Annotated in this window: 21 protein-coding genes; 19 read left to right on the plus strand and 2 right to left on the minus strand. The window is 35.3% G+C overall.

Going from position 1 to position 20,092, the window contains the following annotated elements; translation table 11 throughout:
* Positions 1-8 precede the first annotated feature (8 nt).
* The 19 genes from gcvH to tsaB all read left to right on the plus strand — a co-directional run bounded on the left by gcvH (position 9) and on the right by tsaB (position 16,994).
* Entirely contained in the window at positions 9-389 is a 381-nt protein-coding gene (gcvH, locus tag H033_RS0105850) for a glycine cleavage system protein GcvH (protein ID WP_026837453.1), read from the plus strand.
* Positions 379-783, plus strand: coding sequence for a VanZ family protein (locus H033_RS0105855; RefSeq protein WP_026837454.1), 405 nt, complete (start codon positions 379-381; stop codon positions 781-783). The genes gcvH and H033_RS0105855 overlap by 11 nt, the downstream gene beginning before the upstream one ends.
* 44 nt (positions 784-827) lie before the next feature.
* Entirely contained in the window at positions 828-1,550 is a 723-nt protein-coding gene (locus tag H033_RS0105860) for an energy transducer TonB (protein ID WP_026837455.1), read from the plus strand.
* A 135-nt stretch (positions 1,551-1,685) separates the two neighbouring features.
* Positions 1,686-3,788 (plus strand): hypothetical protein, encoded by a 2,103-nt coding sequence (locus tag H033_RS0105865; protein WP_026837456.1) that lies wholly within the window; start codon positions 1,686-1,688, stop codon positions 3,786-3,788.
* Positions 3,789-4,017: 229 nt separating this feature from the next.
* The gene (gene cyoE, locus H033_RS0105870) at positions 4,018-4,920 is read left to right on the plus strand and encodes a heme o synthase (RefSeq protein ID WP_026837457.1); all 903 of its coding nucleotides are present in this window, start codon (positions 4,018-4,020) and stop codon (positions 4,918-4,920) included.
* Positions 4,911-5,492 (plus strand): heme-copper oxidase subunit III, encoded by a 582-nt coding sequence (locus H033_RS0105875; protein ID WP_026837458.1) that lies wholly within the window; start codon positions 4,911-4,913, stop codon positions 5,490-5,492. Before cyoE ends, H033_RS0105875 begins: the two co-directional genes overlap by 10 nt.
* 45 nt (positions 5,493-5,537) lie before the next feature.
* Positions 5,538-6,518 carry a cytochrome c oxidase subunit 3 gene (locus H033_RS0105880; RefSeq protein ID WP_026837459.1) on the plus strand — a complete coding sequence of 327 codons (981 nt, stop codon included), beginning with the start codon at positions 5,538-5,540 and terminating at the stop codon, positions 6,516-6,518.
* Positions 6,519-6,535: 17 nt separating this feature from the next.
* On the plus strand, positions 6,536-6,898 hold the full coding sequence (locus H033_RS0105885) for a cytochrome C oxidase subunit IV family protein (protein ID WP_026837460.1): 363 nt from the start codon (positions 6,536-6,538) through the stop codon (positions 6,896-6,898).
* An 85-nt stretch (positions 6,899-6,983) separates the two neighbouring features.
* Complete coding sequence (locus H033_RS0105890) at positions 6,984-7,628, plus strand: hypothetical protein (protein ID WP_026837461.1); 645 nt, start codon at positions 6,984-6,986, stop codon at positions 7,626-7,628.
* Positions 7,628-8,353 (plus strand): SCO family protein, encoded by a 726-nt coding sequence (locus tag H033_RS0105895; protein WP_026837462.1) that lies wholly within the window; start codon positions 7,628-7,630, stop codon positions 8,351-8,353. Before H033_RS0105890 ends, H033_RS0105895 begins: the two co-directional genes overlap by 1 nt.
* Complete coding sequence (locus H033_RS0105900; protein ID WP_026837463.1) at positions 8,354-8,887, plus strand: DUF420 domain-containing protein; 534 nt, start codon at positions 8,354-8,356, stop codon at positions 8,885-8,887.
* Positions 8,888-8,940: 53 nt separating this feature from the next.
* Positions 8,941-9,168 (plus strand): hypothetical protein, encoded by a 228-nt coding sequence (locus H033_RS0105905; RefSeq protein ID WP_034886142.1) that lies wholly within the window; start codon positions 8,941-8,943, stop codon positions 9,166-9,168.
* A 134-nt stretch (positions 9,169-9,302) separates the two neighbouring features.
* Positions 9,303-10,004, plus strand: a complete 702-nt coding sequence (locus H033_RS0105910; RefSeq protein ID WP_026837465.1) for an ABC transporter ATP-binding protein — start codon at positions 9,303-9,305, stop codon at positions 10,002-10,004.
* Positions 9,997-11,244, plus strand: a complete 1,248-nt coding sequence (locus tag H033_RS0105915) for an ABC transporter permease (RefSeq protein WP_026837466.1) — start codon at positions 9,997-9,999, stop codon at positions 11,242-11,244. Before H033_RS0105910 ends, H033_RS0105915 begins: the two co-directional genes overlap by 8 nt.
* A 1-nt stretch (position 11,245) precedes the next feature.
* On the plus strand, positions 11,246-12,508 hold the full coding sequence (locus tag H033_RS0105920) for an ABC transporter permease (RefSeq protein WP_026837467.1): 1,263 nt from the start codon (positions 11,246-11,248) through the stop codon (positions 12,506-12,508).
* 27 nt (positions 12,509-12,535) lie between these two features.
* The gene (locus H033_RS0105925; protein WP_026837468.1) at positions 12,536-13,654 is read left to right on the plus strand and encodes an efflux RND transporter periplasmic adaptor subunit; all 1,119 of its coding nucleotides are present in this window, start codon (positions 12,536-12,538) and stop codon (positions 13,652-13,654) included.
* A 59-nt stretch (positions 13,655-13,713) separates the two neighbouring features.
* Positions 13,714-15,045 (plus strand): TolC family protein, encoded by a 1,332-nt coding sequence (locus H033_RS0105930; protein ID WP_026837469.1) that lies wholly within the window; start codon positions 13,714-13,716, stop codon positions 15,043-15,045.
* 3 nt (positions 15,046-15,048) lie between these two features.
* A complete protein-coding gene (locus tag H033_RS0105935; RefSeq protein WP_026837470.1) occupies positions 15,049-16,326 on the plus strand; it encodes an efflux RND transporter periplasmic adaptor subunit in 1,278 nt (425 codons plus the stop codon).
* A gap of 11 nt (positions 16,327-16,337) precedes the next feature.
* Positions 16,338-16,994, plus strand: a complete 657-nt coding sequence (gene tsaB / locus H033_RS0105940) for a tRNA (adenosine(37)-N6)-threonylcarbamoyltransferase complex dimerization subunit type 1 TsaB (RefSeq protein WP_026837471.1) — start codon at positions 16,338-16,340, stop codon at positions 16,992-16,994.
* 3 nt (positions 16,995-16,997) lie between these two features.
* Here the strand turns inward: tsaB and H033_RS19700 are convergent, their stop codons facing one another.
* Positions 16,998-17,936, minus strand: coding sequence for a mechanosensitive ion channel family protein (locus tag H033_RS19700; RefSeq protein ID WP_081661812.1), 939 nt, complete (start codon positions 17,934-17,936; stop codon positions 16,998-17,000).
* A 76-nt stretch (positions 17,937-18,012) separates the two neighbouring features.
* Positions 18,013-20,046 (minus strand): thioredoxin domain-containing protein, encoded by a 2,034-nt coding sequence (locus tag H033_RS0105950; protein WP_026837472.1) that lies wholly within the window; start codon positions 20,044-20,046, stop codon positions 18,013-18,015.
* Positions 20,047-20,092: the final 46 nt, after the last annotated feature.

Below are 20,092 nucleotides of genomic sequence, written 5' to 3' on the forward strand. Positions count from 1 at the left end.
ACAAAATGATGAATATACCACATGAATTAAAGTACACCAAAGATCACGAATGGGTGAAAATCGATGGGAATGTTGCCACAATTGGCGTTACAGATTTCGCGCAAGGAGAACTTGGTGACATAGTCTATGTTGAAGTGGAAACCGTTGGAGAGACTATGGAGCGAGAAGAAGTTTTTGGGACTGTAGAAGCCGTAAAAACGGTATCAGATCTATTTTTGCCTCTTGCCGGTGAGATCATTGAATTCAATGAAAGTCTTGAAGATGCTCCTGAAAAAGTAAATACAGATCCATACGGAGATGGATGGATGGTTAAGATAAAAATTTCTGATGAAGACGAAATTGCGGGTTTAATGAGCCCAGAAGATTATAAAGATTTTATTGGGGGCTAGAATATTATTAATTATTGCGGTATTTTATACCCTATTAATCACCTCTTTATCCTTAATTCAATTGGGTAAGATCTCTCTTGGAGATTTTAATCCTACAGATAAAATGATGCATTTAGCTGCGTATTTTGTTTTGGCTTTTGTGTGGTTTTTTTACTATTTGTTTAAAATCCAGGAAGAAAGCCTTAAGATTAAGGGTTTTTTTAACATTTCGATCTTAATTATACTCTTTGGTATGTTAATTGAGGTTTTACAAGGAGCTCTTACAGATTATCGAGACCCGGATTGGGCTGATATGCTGGCAAATAGCATCGGAGTTTTATTGGCGTTGGGCATGTGTCTAGGATTTTTAAAATTCTTTAAACGCTTAAAACATAAGATTAATTCATTTTTATGAAAAAAATTTTTACTTTAGCAACCCTTATTAATTAGTATCGAATTATGAAACCCAAGAAAAATCCTAAAGCCGATTTAAAAAAGCGTAGCGTACTCTTTCTACAGCTAGGACTTATTTTAGTCTTATTTATTGCATGGCAAGCTATAGAATGGAAAACTTACGATAAAGATAACTTAGACATAGGTCAATTAGACCTTGGTGATCTAGATGACGAAGAAATTCCAATCACGGAAATTCTGAACACACCACCACCACCACCACCACCACCACCAGCTCCAGAAATAATTGAAGTTGTTGAAGATGAAGCAGAAGTAGAGGAAGATATAATTGAATCTACAGAAACTAATCAAGACGAGATAGTTGAGGTTAAGGAAGTTATTGAAGCTCCTGTAGAAGAAGTAATTGCAGATGTACCATTTGCTGTTATTGAAAATGTGCCAATTTTCCCAGGTTGTGAAAATTTAGCTAACAACGACCAACGTAAGAAATGTATGAGTGAGAAGGTACAGGAATTTGTACAAAGAAAATTTAATACAGACTTAGGTAGTCAATTAGGATTAAGTGGAGTTAACCGAGTAATTGTTCAGTTTAAAATAGACAAGAACGGTAACATTACAGATGTACGTTCTCGTGCACCACACCCAAGATTGGAGCAAGAGGCAGCAAGAGTTATAAACGCTCTTCCTAAAATGCAACCGGGTAGACAAAGAGGTAAGCCAGTAGGTGTAATGTACTCTTTACCTATTGTGTTCCAAGTTCAGGATTAAGACACTTTAAAATTATATACAATTCCCAAATTGCTTTGCAGTTTGGGGATTTTTTGTTTAGAGTGGTTTTATATGGAAGAATAAAAATTTTGGTATCTTTCGGCTGTATCACACTATAATATCACTGCTCCTTTTATGAAATACATTGGATTCCTACTTCTCTGTTTTATTTCCTATAATGCATTTTCGCAAGACGGATTTTCTGAATTCGAAACCTATCCATCTTTTTCTGAATGTTCAGAAATAGATTTTAGTGGTGAGGAAGCTTGTTTTAAGAATACCTTAAAGAAAATGGTGACCGCAAACTTTCAGTTACCCGCAAAGGTTTCCGAAGAAAATTATAAAGGGGAAGCCATAGTTCTTTTTGAGGTTACCAAAGAAGGAAAGTTCGAAGTGCTATATATAGACGCGATCTATTTAGAATTAAAAGATGAGATTCAACGGGTTTTTGAAGAGTTACCTACTATCTCACCTGCAACCTTTAATGGAAAGCCTGCTTATGCTCAATTTCGATTTCCTCTTAAGATTCCCATTGGATATACTGAAATGTTATCGCCTTCAACTGAAACTGCAACTGCAAACGAAACCAAGTCTGTTCAGAAGAAAAATGCACTTACAGAATATGATAGTATAGTCTCCGAACCCTTTATCAGCCAAAGAAATTCTAGTAATTTGTTTGTGCCTCTTTCTCATGAACGCTACAATAGATTTGATGCAGAAATGAATAGAGTTGGAAATAATAGTCATACTGCTACCAAACCTTATTTATATAATGAAGTTTCTAAGTATTACGATTTTGATGCTGAATTTGAACAAGGCAAGACTCGTGATTCTTGGCTTGGAAGAAAGATATGGAATGAGCATTTAGTCAATTTTCAAGGGGAAAATTACTGGTTTACTGGAGATGTGGTTTTGGATCTTCAGATTGGGAAAGATTTCCAGAGTGATGTTGCATTTACTTATAACAATACTCGTGGTGCCATTTTTCAAGGAGGATTGGGGGAGAATTTTAATTTTTATACAGTGGTTTTTGAAAGTCAGGCCCGTTTTGCCGATTATTTTAACAGGTATGCTGAAAGTATTGGTCCTTTTGGAGGTAACCCTGCGGTTGTTCCAGGTAGAGGTATTGCTAAAGAGTTTTTAGATGATGGTTATGATTTTCCTGTTGCTGAAGGATATTTGTCTTATAAAGTTTCAGATTTCTTCGATGTACAATTCGGGCACGGAAAGAACTTTAATGGAGATGGCTATCGCTCTTTGTTGATGAGTGATATTGCCAGTCCTTATCCGTATTTGAAATTCAACACCAGTTTCTGGAAGCTTAAATATACCAATACCTTTATGTCTCTTCGTGACGTGAGGGGAGAAGTGGTGGAGGAAGGTTCTTATAGAACCAAATATATGGCCAATCACTACTTGAGTTTGAATCTAACTAAAAGATTTAATCTTGGTTTATTTGAGTCGGTTATTTGGCAAAATGATAATGGCCGTGGTTTCGATGTTAATTATCTAAATCCGGTCATTTTTTATAGATCGATCGAGTTCTCCACAGGCGCCAGAGGTGGGAATGCTATTATTGGAATCACTGGGAAATATAAATTGAGTGATCAGATCAATCTTTATGGGCAATGGGTCATAGATGAATTTTCTACTGAAAAGGTCTTTGGAGGAAACCAAAGCTGGAAAAATAAATTGGGCTACCAGTTAGGAGTTAAATATTTTGATGCCTTTAATGTGCCGGATCTTTATTTACAGGCAGAATATAATCAAGTTAGGCCTTACACTTATTCTCACAATTCTATTGTATTAAATTATGGTCATAACAATCAATCTTTAGCTCATTTATGGGGCGCTAATTTTAGAGAGATCATAGGAATTGCAAGATATAGGAAAGACCGAATTTTTGGAAGTGCAAAAGTGATCTATGGGAAACGCGGTTTCGATTTTGATGATGGAAGTGACGATAGGTATTATGGAGGTAACATTTATCGGAGTGAACGCGACAGAGCCTTTGAGGATGGGGTGAAAATTGGGCAGGGAAATACTACCACTACTTTGTTTTCTGAAGTGGAAGCAGGATATATTATAAATCCGGTGACCAATCTTAAAGTGTTTGGAAGCCTTATTTATAGAAATTTCAATCCTCAGGTAAACACCGATCTTATCTTTAAAGAGAATACGGTTTGGTTCAATGTGGGACTTAGAACAGATATATTTAACTGGTATTACGAATATTAACAGTTGATCTAGCTGTTGCAATAAATGAAGATATTCTGTTAGTTTAGCTCATTAGTTATAAGAGTTTATCATAAATAACAAGTAAGCTTTATTGTTCTTATCTCAAATACTGATAAATCGATTTGGCCTTTTTTTTTCAAGTAGATGAAGTTCTTGAAATTAACTTTTTCACATTCTTGTTAAAACACAATTAAGAAGTATCTTTGCACCAAATATAAAATTGCTTTTTTTGAGTAATATAAGCGTACATACCCCTTCTGTATCAGTACTTTCAGATTTTAAGGAGATCACTAAAATGCGATTGGCCATAAGTGTGGTTTTTTCATCTGTTGCTGGATATTTTCTAGGGGCAGAAGCGGTTAATTTTGTTACCGTATTGTTATTGGCTATTGGAGGCTATTGTATGGTAGGCGCATCTAATGCCTACAATCAAATTATAGAGAAGGATCTTGATGTATTGATGGATCGTACTAAAAACAGACCTATACCTGCGGGAAGAATGTCTGTGAATACGGCTTTTGTAATTGCAAGTACTCTAACTATCATTGGCCTGATAGTTCTTTATATCATCAACCCGAAAACAGCTATGTTTGGGGCAATTAGTATATTTTTATATGTGAGTGTTTATACACCACTTAAAACCAGAACACCATTATCTGTATTTGTTGGAGCATTTCCAGGAGCTATTCCTTTTATGTTAGGATGGGTAGCAGCAACCAATGAATTTAGTATAGAGCCGGGAACACTTTTTATGATCCAGTTCTTCTGGCAATTTCCTCATTTTTGGGCTATTGGCTGGTGGTTGTTCGATGATTATAAAAAAGGCGGATTCTTTATGCTCCCAACAGGAAAAAGAGATAAGGGCACAGCTATTCAAGTGATATTATATACAGTTTGGACTATTTTGGTTTCCTTAATCCCTGTTTTTGGGGTTACAGGAAGACTGTTCTTAACACCTTATGCAGGGGCTATTATATTAGTGCTAGGTTTAGGGATGTTATATTATGCCTTCAAATTATATAAGAATCGTGATGCGGTTTCAGCTAAAAAATTAATGTTTGCAAGTGTTTCCTATATCACACTTTTGCAGATTGTTTATGTACTGGATAAATTTTTAAGACAATGGATATAACACAAGAGACCCATGATCATAAAATTGGCAGAGCCAAAAAAATGATGTTATGGTTTGGTATTGCCAGTATGATAATGATGTTTGCGGGTATTACCAGTGCCTATGTGGTTAGTAAGAACAGGCCAGACTGGATCTCAGATTTTGAATTACCAGAGACCTTGTACTGGAGTACTTTAGTTATTATAGTGAGTAGTATCACCTTTATGCTTGCAAAAAGTGCTATTTTAAAGGGAAGTCGTTCGCAAGCTACTGCGCTGCTATTAACTACGTTGGCTTTAGGGATTGTTTTTGTTGATCTACAATTCAGAAGTTTTTCAGAAATTATAGCATCTGGGTATTATTTTACAGGAAGTGAGAGTACAATTACCACTTCGTTTATTTACGTGGTAGTTTTATTGCATCTTGCTCACCTTACAGCCGGTCTGATAGTGCTTTTAGTTGTAATTTATAACCATTTTAAACAACGATACAAAAAGGGGCAAATGCTTGGAATTGAGCTAGGTGTCACGTTTTGGCACTTTCTGGATGCGCTCTGGATTTACCTGTTTGTATTTTTATATTTCTTTAGATAATAAATTTGCGTATTTTTGCCCATCATATAAAATCAAATTCTTCATATGGAAGCTACTGTTATTAGAACAGGCACCGAAGGTAAAACTTGGGGCGGTGGGAATGAGCCATTAAAGGCTAGTTACGGTAAATTGATGATGTGGTTCTTCATCGTTTCTGATGCACTAACATTTTCAGGATTCTTAGCCGCTTACGGTTTTTCAAGATTTAAATACATAGATTCTTGGCCAATTGCCGATGAAGTGTTTAATCACTTTCCGTTTTTACATGGAGTAGATGCTCCTATGTACTACGTGGCGTTTATGACGTTCATTCTTATATTCTCCTCTGTAACTATGGTATTGGCAGTAGATGCTGGTCATCATATGAATAAAGGAAAAGTAACTTTGTATATGTTCTTAACCATTATTGGTGGAGCGATCTTCGTAGGTTCACAGGCATGGGAATGGAAGAATTTTATACAAGGGGAATATGGTGCAGTAACTACAAGGGGAGGAAATGTTCTTCAGTTTGTGGATTTAGAAGGAGAACGCGTTGCAATTGAAGGTTTTGTAGCTGAGTTGCCTGTTACCAGAGTAGCTAATCAACGAAATAATGGGATCTGGTTTTCTGAAAATGAAAGCATATCTGAATACACTATTGAAGAAGTGAAAGCTGGTTTTGAAGCCAATGAAAATATTCTTGTTAGAACTCAAATGGTCGATGAGAATGGCCAAAAAACTATTCTTTCTAGAGAAGAATCACTTAGTAAATTAAATGCTGAAGCTGTTGGAGTGGTTGAAGGAGCCAATCTTACTGAAAATGAATATGGTCCCCCTTTATTTGCAGATTTCTTCTTCTTTATAACTGGATTTCACGGATTCCACGTTTTATCTGGAGTTATAATAAACATCATAATCTTTTTCAACGTGATCTTGGGAACTTATGAGCGCAGAGGAAATTATGAAATGGTTGAAAAGGTTGGTTTATACTGGCACTTTGTAGATTTAGTTTGGGTATTTGTATTTACATTCTTCTACCTAGTTTAATTCTGAAATAAATAAAAATGGCACATAGTACTACACATCACCACGAATCTAATACCAAAAGAATTTGGTTCGTTTTTGCCTTACTTTCTGTTGTTACGATAGTAGAGGTATTCCTTGGAATCGTTAAACCTGAATTTTTAGTAGACACGTATTTTCTTGCGATGAGTCTTCTTAACTGGATCTTTATAATTCTTACTATCTACAAAGCATATTATATTGCTTGGTCATTTATGCACCTAGAAGGAGAATCAAAAGGACTACGTAGAGCAGTTGTTTGGTCCGCGATCTTTTTAATAACTTACTTGATGTTTATTTTATTGACTGAAGGAGATTATATCTACGATGTTTATAAGAACAATCACGTAGCATGGGATTTTTAATATCTCAGCATAAGTTAAAAGCATAAGAAAAGACGGTTATTTAAAACCGTCTTTTTATTTTTGTAACCCGTAATAAAACGGATTTATGAAGAAATTTTTAGTACTTGGCGTTTTATTCTTACTACCTATACTTGCCTATTTATTCTTTTCTTCTGGAATAAATAATTTCGCTAAACTTCCTGTGCTTACAGAGAAGGTAGAAGACATAAGAAATCTAGAGAATAATCGAGATTCTATTGTAAGTTTTCAAAACAAGATTAGCATAGTTGCTTTCTTTGGAAATGATCTGGCTGCATTAAAAGGAAACACTTTCAATCTAGATAAAAAGATATTAGAAAAATTTTACAAATTTGATGATTTTCAATTTGTGATCATCCTTCCAAAAGAAGCTAAGCCGCAAGCGCAGCAGTTCGTATCTGAATTTAATAATATTACAAATTCCTCTTATTGGAGTTTCGTTTATGGCGAACCCCAAGAGATCAAAGATATTTTCAAAAGTTTTAAAACCAATTTAGAATTAGATTCTAATCTGCAAACACCTTACGTATTTATATTAGATAAGGAGTCTAATTTGAGGGGGCGAGATGATGATGTTGAGGGATTGCTTTATGGATATGATTCCAGATCTGTTTCAGAACTTGGAAATAAAATGAATGATGACATTAAAGTGATCTTAGCAGAATACAGATTAGCCTTAAAAAAATACAACTCCAAATTAAATAAGAAATAATGAGTAGCAAATCTTATATAGGTATATCCTTAGTAATATTAGTTTTCGGGATTATTTTTATTCCTAAAATAATAGATAGGATCAATAATGATGATGTTGTGAAAAATGATCGATTGAATATTGCGAGAGAGCTCCCTAAGTCAGACGAACTTTCCTATATAGAATTATACGGAGAAAATAAAAAAGTTCCCGACTTTCAATTTGTAAATCAAAATGGAGATACCATCTCCAATAAAGATTATTTGGGAAAAGTATATGTTGTAGAATTCTTCTTTACAACCTGTCCTTCTATTTGCCCTATCATGAATAAGAATTTGGTAGAAGTGGAAAAAGAATTGGGCAAAAATGAAGATTTTGGAATTGTTTCTATTTCTATAGATCCAGCACATGATACTCCAGAAGTACTTAAAGAGTATGCTGAAAATTATGAAATAGATAATCCTAACTGGAATTTTCTAACTGGAGACAAAGAGGACATTTACACATTGGCAAATAAAGGTTTTGGGATCTTTGCTAATGCAGATGAAACTGTTCCTGGAGGCTTTGCTCATTCCGGCTTATTTGCTTTGATAGATAGAGAAGGTTATGTGCGTTCTCGTTTAGACAATTATGGAAATCCTATTATCTATTACAAAGGTTCTATAGAGCGAGGAGTATCTGTTTTGGAAGGAGAAGAAGAACCGCAAATAGACATATTAATAGAAGATCTTAAAAAACTATTATAAATGGGAAATACAAAGACCGATAAAATTGCGGTTCCAATAATAATTACGCTTTCAATCCTCATTCCTATCGTAGTTATTATTTTAATGTATTTACCAGAACGTTATAATGTTTTCGGAACACAATCTGGAACCTTTCCGTTTTTTCATGCTGTTTTAAATGGTAGTACTGCAGTATTGCTAACCCTAGGTTATTTTTTTATGAGCATTAAAGAATACAAATGGCATAGAAATATAATGATCATGGCATTTCTGCTATCCTCGGTGTTTCTTGTAAGTTATGTGATCTCAAAGATCAGTAACGAACCAGTACCATATGGGGGAGAAGGTGTAATACGTTATATCTATTTCTTCATTCTTATAACCCATATTATACTTTCGGGAATAATAGTTCCTTTAGTGTTATTTACTATGTATAGGGGGCTTAGTGGTCAATATACCAAGCATGCTAAAATTGCACGTTGGACATTTCCAATTTGGTTATATGTTGCAGTAACCGGAGTTTTAGTGTATGTTTTTATGTGGCCATATTATTAATTTTAATTAAATTTATAGTTGATATTTATTGCATTAATTTTGAAAGAATCAAAATGAAAATTAAATTAATAATTGTGTTATTTTTATTTGCTTTAATGCCATCTTTGGCTGAAGCACAGTGTGCAATGTGTAGAGCAGTATTAGAAAGTGAAGGCTCTGAGGCTGCGGCTAAAGGGATAAATGATGGAATCGTTTATTTAATGATCTTCCCATATATACTCATTGGAGGTATTGGTTTTTTTATCTATAGAACTCTTCGGAAAAAAAAGACTACCGAGTAACTTCTTAATATACAGTTAAATTTTAACAGTTTCATAACATATAGGACTGTAACAAATTCTTCTTGTTTAGGTCTTATGCTTATACCTGAATTAAGGGCCTTTAATCTTGATCGGGTATTTCTAATTTTAGAAGTATGATCGAAATTAAAAATCTGCACAAATCTTATAAGATGGGGAGTAATTCTCTTCATGTCCTCAAAGGAATAAATTTTAGCGTTGCTGAAGGCGAATTAGTTTCTATCATGGGTTCTTCTGGTTCCGGTAAATCTACACTCCTTAATATTCTTGGAATATTGGACGAGGCCGATTCTGGCTCATATATGCTAGATGGACTGCCTATTAAAAATTTGAATGAGAAGATCGCAGCGCAATACCGAAATAAATTTCTTGGCTTCATATTTCAATCTTTCAACCTTATATCTTACAAAAACGCCTTAGATAACGTGGGTTTGCCATTGTATTATCAAGGAATAAAACATAAAGAGCGCACGGATATAGCAATGAGCTATCTTGAAAAAGTTGGTCTAGCAGATTGGGCTGGACACTTACCAAACGAACTTTCTGGAGGACAAAAACAGCGTGTGGCAATTGCCAGAGCTTTGGCTTCTAATCCAAAAGTGTTATTGGCAGATGAACCTACCGGAGCTTTAGATACCAAAACTTCTTATGAAGTAATGGATTTAATTCAAGGGATAAATGATGAGGGTAGAACAATTCTTGTAGTTACTCATGAGCACGATATTGCTCAAATGACTAAACGGATTGTAAATCTAAAAGACGGGGTGATCATAGACGATTCTAAAGTAAATCAAGTAAGAGCATTAAGCAATGTTTGATCTAGAAAGATGGCAAGAGATTTTTGAAACGATAAGCAAAAACAAATTGCGGACGTTTTTAACCGGGCTTTCTGTAGCATCGGGGATCTTTATATTGGTGATACTTTTAGGAATTGGGCAAGGGATGCAAAATGGAATCTCTAATGAATTCGAACAAGATGCAGCTAATATGTTATTTGTTTGGACCAATGTTACTTCAAAAGAGTATAAAGGACTGAATCCAGGGAGACAGATCACTTTAAAAAATGATGATTACAATCAGACCGTAAATAAATACGAGGATCAACTAGAGTATAAATCTTCTGTGTTTAGAATCTGGAGCGGACTTGTGAATTATAAGAAAGAGTCTGGGAACTATAGAGTAGAAGGAGTATGGCCAGATTATCAATTCCTGGAGAATGCTACCATGACTCAAGGGCGTTTTTTGAATTATAGGGATAATGATAATGTGGAAAAGGTGGTTGTTCTCGGGAATAAAGTTAAGAACGATTTGTTTAAGAATGGGGAAGATGTAATTGGTAAGTATGTGCAGATCTCTGATATTAATTTCAAAGTAATTGGGGTGTTCTCAGATCCAGGAGGAGAACGAGAAGAGTCACGTGTGTTTTTACCAATCTCCACTGCACAAAGAGTATTTAATGGTGGGAATGATGTAAGAAGCCTTGCTTTTACGCTTCCAAAAAGAGATAATTTTGAACAAGCATTAGCAGAGTCCGAACAATTTTCTGAGGAATTAGTTACTTATTTAAAAGAAAAACACTCTGTTGCGCCAGATGATACTCGTGCAATCACTATAAATAACAGCTTAGAAAATATGAAAAGATTCTATGATCTCAATAAGATGATCAAGATCTTTTTCTGGGGAGTTGGTATCTGTACAATTATAGCTGGAATTGTGGGGGTAAGTAATATTATGCTCATCATAGTTAAAGAGCGAACCAAAGAAATTGGGATTAGAAAAGCTTTGGGTGCCCAACCACTAAGTATTATTGGGATGATTCTTCATGAATCTATATTTGTTACAACTATTTCAGGTTTTATTGGACTCATTTCTAGTTTAGCCCTTTTGGAGTTTGTAGGTCCCCTTATAGAGACAGATTATATTGCAAACCCATCTGTAAATTTTAATGTAGCATTAACTACCGTATTTATTCTGGTTTTGGCTGGTGCTATAGCAGGATTTTTTCCAGCTTGGCGAGCTGCCAGAATTAAACCTATAATCGCTTTAAGAGACGAATAAGATGTTTAGTAGAGATAAATGGAGCGAAATATTAGAAGCCTTAACTTCGAATTGGTTTAGAACCATCCTTACTGCCTTCGGTGTGCTTTGGGGAATATTTATATTGGTGATCCTTTTAGCCGCAGGGAAAGGATTGGAGAATGGTGTGAAGCAAGGCTTTGGAGGTATCGCAACCAATACCATGTTCATGTGGGCACAAACCCCATCTAAGCCTTACAAGGGTTTGCCAAAAGGAAGGCAATACAATTTTGAGATAAGTGATGTCGCTGCATTAAAGCAAAATGTGCCAAATTTAAAATATGTTTCTCCCAGAAATCAATTAGGTGGTTTTGGTGGAGCAAACAATGTAGTGCGTGGTCTAAAAAGCGGAGCCTTTAACGTCTATGGGGATTATCCCGAAGTTATTAAGCAGGAACCAATGGATATTACGTCTGGAAGATTCGTGAATTATTCCGATATCGAACAAAACAGAAAAGTAGCAATTCTTGGGGCTGGAGTGATCAATGACATGTATGATCCCGGGGAAGAGGTTATTGGCTCCTATATAAAAGTTAACGGAGTGAACTTTATGGTGATTGGCACCTATAAAAAGAAGGGGAATAACGGAAATCCAGAAGAGAATCAAAAACAGATATATGTGCCATTCACCGCTTTTTCTCAAGCATTTAATATGGGAGAAACCGTAGGTTGGATGTCTATAACTGCGGAAGACGGCTCTTCTATCACCGATTTAAAAACTCAGATTTTCGATGTTATAAAATCCAGACATACTATTCATCCAGAAGATGATAGAGCTATTGGTAATTTTGACCTTTTTCAGGAATTCAGTAAAATTAACGGATTGTTCGTAGCCTTAAAAGCGGTGGCCTACTTTGTAGGGATCCTGGTTTTATTATCTGGGATTATCGGGATTTCGAATATCATGCTTATCGTTGTAAAAGAACGTACCAATGAAATTGGGGTTCGTAGAGCCCTGGGCGCTACGCCCTGGGATATACGAGGACAGATCTTAATGGAATCCATTTTTCTTACCATAGTTTCAGGAATGTCCGGTATTGCCTTAGCAACAGGCGTAATTGCACTTGTAAATATGCAGTTGGATGGCGTAGATACCTCAGAAATGATGTTTGCAAATCCAAGTGTAGATCTTGGAGTAGTAATTATTGCGCTGAGTATTTTGATAATATCTGGACTTTTGGCAGGGTTAATTCCGGCACAAAATGCTATTAAGATCCAGCCCGTAGATGCCTTAAGAACAGAATAACAACAAATTGATTAATACCATTTTAAAATGAAAAAAGTAGTTACAGTAATAATTCTAATAGTTATCGCGATCTCATTCGTTGGTGCTTTGTATTATTTATTTCAAAAAAATCAGGAAGATCCGATAGTGTATGAAACCGAGACTCCGAGCAAGCAAGATATTGTGAAGAAAACTGTAGCTACAGGAAGCATAGTTCCAAGAGAAGAGGTGCTAATAAAACCAAATATCTCTGGAATCATAGATGAGATCTATATTGAAGCCGGAGATGCTATAAAATCTGGTGATCTTATCGCAAAAATAAGAGTGATCCCTAATGTGTCTTCATTACAAAGCGGAAAGGATGGGGTTGCAACTGCTAAGATCAATTTAGATACTGAAAAAAAACTATACGACCGTCAAAAATCACTTTTCGATAAAGGGGTGATCTCGGCAAACGATTGGGATAATGCGCAAGTTGCTTACCAAAGGTCGCTTCAGAATTACAAATCTGCCCAACAGAATTATGAAATTATAAAAACAGGAACAACTAGTGGGCTTGGGAGCTCGGCAAACACCCTTATAAGATCTACGATAGATGGTATGGTGTTAGATGTTCCGGTAAAAGAAGGAAATCAGGTTATTGAGAGCAATAATTTTAATGATGGTACTACCTTGGCTATCTTGGCAGATGTAAATAATATGATCTTTGAAGGAAAGGTAGATGAGAGTGAAGTTGGTAAGATCAAGGAAAACCTTACGTTAGAAATTACTGTTGGAGCTATAGAGGATAAAAAATTCGATGCGATTTTAGATTATATCGCACCAAAAGGAATTAGTGAGAATGGAGCAATTCAATTCAATATAAAGGGAACTTTAAACAAGGCTGATACTACTTTTATTAGAGCGGGTTTAAGTGCAAATGCCTCTATTATTCTTGCTAAAGCAGTTGATGCCTTGGCGATTAAGGAGGCCTTGGTTCAATTTGATCCTAAGACACAAAAACCATTTGTAGAAGTAATGACAGGCGATCAGGAATTTACAAAAAAAGATATCGAACTTGGAGTGAGTGATGGAATCTATGTTCAGGTTTTGAGCGGAATTTCAGAAGGCGATAAGATCAAGGTTTGGAATATTATTAAACCAGTTCAGGCCATGAACAATAACTAGTTACAATTTTTGTGTAACAACTTCCTAATATCTTAGACCAATCCTTCACAATCTTAATTATGAAAAAATCAATTTTACTGGCATGCCTATTTTTAATTTCTGCAGGGGTAACTGCGCAAACTAAAAAGTGGACCTTGCAAGAATGCGTAGTATATGCTTTAGAAAACAATATATCTATTAAGCAGTCGGCTTTAGATGTTGAGTCTGCCGAAATCGAACGTTCAGATGCTATTGGAAATTTTATTCCTACTTTGAATGGCCGTGGTTCCTTATCCAGCAATGGAGGTTTGAGTATAAATCCTACAAACAACCAATTTGAAAATACCCGTTTTACATCATTTTCTGCGGGTTTAACTTCTGGATTAACTTTATTTGATGGTTTGCGGAATTTAAGACAACTAGAACGCGCAAAGATCTCTAGACTTGCAAGCCAGTATTCTTTAGAGCAAATGAAGGATGATATTGCATTATTTGTTGCTAACTCCTATTTACAGGTTTTATTCAATAAACAAAATTTAGAGATTCTAAAATCTCAAAATACAATCACACAAAATCAGCTAAACAGGACTCAAGATCTGGTAGAGGCAGGTGTTTTGCCAAAAGGAGATCTTTTAGAGATTCAAGCGACCGCTGCTAACGAACTTCAACGAATCATCGTAGCTAAGAACAATATTCAAATTTCATTAATTAGCCTTGCCCAACTACTGCTTATCAAGGATTATGAGAATTTTGATATAGTTGAAAAAGATTATGAAGTTTTAGGAAATGAAATATTAGCAAATTCGCCTTATCAGCTTATAGAAAAAGCGAAAGAAGAGCGTTACGAAATCAGGATTGCTGAAGAGCAAAAACTGTTAGCTGAAAAAGATGTACAAATAGCAAGAGGAGCATATTATCCAACTTTGTCTGCCTTTTATAACTACAATACACGTTACGCAGATAATGATAACTTTGACAGGGATTTTACGCGACAATTATATGAGAACGATGGAACTTCTTATGGACTTCAAATAAATATCCCAATTCTAAATGGTTTTGCAACTAGAAATCAGGTAAAGCGAAACTTGATCAATGTAGAAAGAGCAGAGTATCGCTTGGAACAGGTAGAGCTGGATCTGGAAGCAGATGTGTATCAGGCCTATGTAGATGCACAGGGAGCTTTAGAAGCATACGAAGCTGCACTAGTGGCATTGTCTGCACAAGAGCAGGCTTATCTTTATGCAACAGAGCGTTTTAATGTTGGATTGACCAATGCTTTCGATTTTAGTCAGTCTAAGGTGAGATTAGAAAATTCACAAACAGAATTGTTAAGAACTAAGTACGATTATATATTCAAATTAAAGGTGATCGAGTTATATTTTGGAATCCCGGTAACCGATCTTAAATTTTAAATCATGAAGAAAAAAACACTTATTATTATTGGTGTAATAGCAGTTTTATTAATAGTTGTCCTTGTAGTAGGTAAAAAAGCCGGTTGGTTTGGTGCTTCAGGAAACTTCAAAGAAGTGGAGATCACCAAGATCGAACCTTTGGAAATAATTGAAACTGTTTCAGCTACTGGAAAAATTCAGCCGGAGATCGAAGTAAAGCTTTCTTCTGAAGTATCTGGAGAAATTATTGATCTTCCAATTGTTGAAGGACAAATGGTAGAAAAAGGAGATCTATTAGCTCGAGTTAACCCAGATATTTATCAGTCTAACTTGCAACGATCTAGAGCGGGACTTCAGAATGTAAAAGCGAATTATGCGCAATCTGAAGCTAGTTTAAAAGAAGCTAAATCCAATTACGATAGAAATAAGACCTTATTTGATAAAGGAGTAATTTCCAAAGCAGAGTGGGATCAAATTGTAGCAGCTTACGAACGTTCTCAGGCTATGAAAACTGCAAGTTATTACAGCATGCAAAGTGCTGCAGCAACCGTTACCGAAGCTACAGATAACTTAGCGAGAACAACTATCTACGCACCAATGCGTGGAACTATCTCTAAGTTGGATGTAGAATTAGGGGAACGAGTTGTTGGAACTCAACAAATGGCAGGTACCGAAATTATGCGTGTTGCCAATCTTTCCAAAATGGAAGTAGAGGTAGATGTAAATGAGAACGATATTGTAAAGGTTTCTGTTGGGGATAGCACGAAGGTTGAAGTAGATGCTTACTTAAAAAGAGAATTTAAGGGAGAGGTAACAGAAATTTCTAATTCTGCAATCCAAGGTTTAACTGCAGATCAGGTTACAAACTTTAAAGTAAAGGTTAGAATATTAGAATCTTCTTACCAGGATCTTTTAGAAGGGAAAAAGGAAAATTATTCACCTTTTAGACCGGGAATGACTGCTACAGTAGATATTATTACCAGAAGAAAAAGCAATGTTATTGGAGTGCCAATTAGTGCCATTGTTATTAAAAATGATACTACTACCACGAAATCTTCAGGAAAGAAAGATGAAGCTATAGTGAATAAGGATCAAAAATTTGAAACTGTCTTTGTAAAGGACGGGGAGAAGGCTAAATTGCGAGTTGTTAAAACTGGGATCCAAGACGATAGAAATATCGAAATTGTTTCTGGTTTAGAACCAGGAGAAATAGTAATAACCGGGCCTTACAACACAGTTACAAAATCTTTAAAATCTGGAGATGATGTAATTTTGCTAAAAGAGGAAAAACCTACCGAATAAATAAAACAAAAGTGTCTACCATACTTTGTATAGAAACCGCTTCCACCAATTGCTCTGTTGCTATTGGTGTGAACGGAACGTTGCTCGCATTAAAAGAAGATTATGATTCCAGCTACTCCCACGCGGAAAGGCTACATAATTTTATAAAAGAAATCTTAGCTGAAAATGATCTGGAGCTCTCAGATCTGGATGCTATTGCAGTAAGCAAAGGTCCAGGATCTTACACCGGTTTACGGATTGGTGTTTCTGCTGCTAAGGGTTTGTGTTTTTCATTACACCTTCCACTAATTTCTGTAGCCACACTTACTTCTTTGGCTAATCAAGTTGAGAATGAGGAGACTATCATTCCTATGATGGATGCTAGACGTATGGAAGTTTATACTGCCGTATTCGACAAGGATAAAAACCAGATTGAAGATACATCAGCCAAAATACTAGATGCAGAATCTTATAAGGAATATCTAGATGAACAAATAGTTTATTTTATTGGTAGTGGTGTAGAGAAGTTCAAAAAGATCTGTGAACATCCAAATGCGCGATATATTGAAGATAAATTGCCATCTTCCGCTCAGATGGTTTCCCTAGCAACTATAAAGCACAAAATAAGCGACTTTGAAGATGTCGCTTATTTTGAACCTTACTATTTGAAAGATTTTATGATGGGTTAACTTCTAGTTATTTTCATTGTTCTCTTCCTTATTATTTTCTTCTTTATTTTCCTCCTCCTTATTCTCTACTATATCACCTTCCTTGTTATCTTTTTTATTCTCTTCCTCAGTGTTTTCAGAATGATTATAGAAATGAACATCTCTTTGGGGGAACGGAATTCCAACTCCTGCAGCTTCTAGTCTTATTTTTGCCTCTTCAATGGTGTACCAATGACAATCCCAGAAATCTTCATTATAAGCCCAGAAACGTAATGATAGATTTACAGCGCTATCTGCGAGTTCGGCAACAACCACTTGTGGTGCTGGGTCTTCAAAGATCTTCTCATGTCCAGACATAAGATTGATTAGAATATCTTTAGCCTGCTTTATATCACTATCGTAAGAGATACCAATGGTAATGGCGTCTTTTCTCTTTCCTTCAACAGAGTAATTTATAATATTATCGTTGGTAAGTTGACCGTTGGGAATTACCGCCAATTGGTGTCCAAAAGTGGTTAATTTTGTATAGAATAAAGAAGTTTCCTTTACTGTTCCTGAAACACCTTGAGCCTCAATAAAATCTCCAACTTTAAAAGGTTTGAGTACAATTATAAGTACTCCACCAGCAAAGTTAGAAAGCGATCCTTGCAAGGCCAAACCTATCGCCAAACCAGCGGCACCAATAATTGCGACTAAAGAAGTGGTTTCCACTCCTAATTTTGTGATAACAAGTACAAATAAAATTATTTTTAATGTCCAGTTAGTAAGAGTAACCGCAAAGTTTTCTAGGGTAGGGTCATAATCTTTCTTATCAAAATACTTGCGTATATATTTCACGAATATATTAATGAGCCATAATCCAAAGACTAATAAGAATATGGCAAAAAGTAGACTCGGAAGAAAGTCGATAAATTTATCGGTATATTCTGTAGCGTAAGCTTCCCAATTGTCTAAGTATTTCATTTAATTTATTTTTTTTGCAAAAAAAAACGTTTTTATTGCGGGATTGATAATTTTTGCTGTTTAAGTATTGTTAAATCTATTTTATTAACTCTAATGCTAAATTTATTGTTTTTACAGGTAGCTGGCAGGTTCCATTGGTACATACGTAAATAAGATCCTCTCCTTCTTTAAATCGATTTTGGAACAGCGGAGAACTATTGCTCTCCACAGTTGAACCTGCAATTAGAATATTTGGAAGATACGCTTTGTGGAGTTTCGCTAATAAGTCTTTTGCATTAGGTCCCATAATTACAACTTCATAAAAATTATGACTGAAATTAAGTTTTAAAGAAAGCCAATTGGAATAACCTTGTGGATAATCTTTAAGCTGAGGTGTCACCGCAGTTAGCATTTTTTCTGAAATAGTCAGAAAATCTTTCTGCCCGAAATATTTAGAAAGTTTGAATAGGTTTTGAGCCATTACAGAATTTGAAGCCGGGATCACATTATCTGAAAGTTCATAGTTTCGGGTAATAAGTGGTTGGTCTTGTTTAGATGTAAAATAAAATAAGCCTGATTTTGGATCATGGAAATTTTGAATACAAGAATCTATAAGGTCTTTTGAGAAAGTAAGCCAATTAAAATCGAAGGTAACTTCATATAGTTTTATACAAGCTTCAATTAAAAACGCATAATCTTCCAAATAACCATTAATAGAGCTTTCTCCATTCTTAAATGAGCGCTGAAGATTTCCTTCTGTCTTATATAGGTGCTTCTTGATAAAGTAAGCGTTTTTAAGCGCGATAGCTAAATAATCTTCATTATGGGTAATCTTATAAGCATCCACATAACCGGAGAGCATTAAAGCGTTCCAGGAGGTTAATTGCTTATCGTCTAATCTTGGTTTTTCTCGAGTATTTCTTTTTGAAGAAAGAGAGGTAGACCAATTGTCTTTCATCTTTCTAAATTCAGCCGAATTTAATTTATGTTCTTCTAAGAAAGTAGCATCTTTTTGGCTTCTTATTAAAACATACTCATTGTTTTCCCATTTTCCATAAGAATTAACATTGTAGTATTCTTTAAAAATGGGAAACTCTTCATTTAAAAGTTCTTTCAATTCATCTATTTCCCACGTATAAAAGGCTCCCTCTTTAAGTTGCCCTTTTTTATTAATGCTGTCTGCATCTAACGAAGAGTAAAAAGATCCTTCTTTGGTTGTGAGATTGTTCTTGATAAATTCCAAGCTTTGCTCCACTACTTCTCTATACCAATCTATATTGGTCAATGCATAAGCTTTACTGTACAAACTCACCATTTGAGCATTATCGTACAACATTTTCTCAAAATGAGGAATATGCCATTTTTCGTCTACAGAATATCTTGAAAAACCTCCTTCTACATGATCGTAAATTCCGCCAAAGGAAATTTTAGTGAGACTCAGTTTTACAAATTCTTCAACTTTTTCCTTCTTATATAGTTTAGCATATTTAAGTAAAAACTCAAAGTTAGCTGGGATTACAAACTTGGGAACCTGTTTGGTTCCTCCATATTTCCAATCGAAGTTTTTTTCTGATTTCTCTATAATAAGATCAAGAGATAAATCGCTTTCTGCAGTAGAGGATTCTGGTATCAGTTGCATGCTCTTAAGCCCTTCACTTAATTTATCGGCATATTCATGCAGTTTTTCGGGATTTGCTTTATAAAGTTTAGCAATTTGTAATAGCGAGCTTTTCCAAGTATCTTTCTTAAAATAAGTGCCACCCCAAACTGGCCGCCCATCTGGTAAAGCCACAATATTCATTGGCCAACCACCGCTTCCTGTCATTATTTGTACAGCACTCATGTACACCATATCTACGTCTGGGCGTTCTTCTCTGTCTACTTTTATATTATAATAATGGGAGTTCATGATCTCTGCTACGTCTTCATCTTCAAAACTCTCATGCTCCATTACATGGCACCAATGGCAAGCTGCATAACCTACACTAATAATAATAAGTTTATCGTTTGCTACGGCCTTATCTAGGACATTAGACCCCCAGGGATACCAGTTTACAGGGTTGTGGGCATGTTGTAAAAGATAAGGGCTGCTTTCTTGTATAAGGGAGTTGGTGTGCTTTTCTGATTTCATAAAGAATAATTTAATGAAATAAAAGAATTGTTTGAAATAAATAAAG

Source organism: Gillisia sp. JM1 (assembly GCF_000424645.1).
Lineage (GTDB): Bacteria > Bacteroidota > Bacteroidia > Flavobacteriales > Flavobacteriaceae > Gillisia.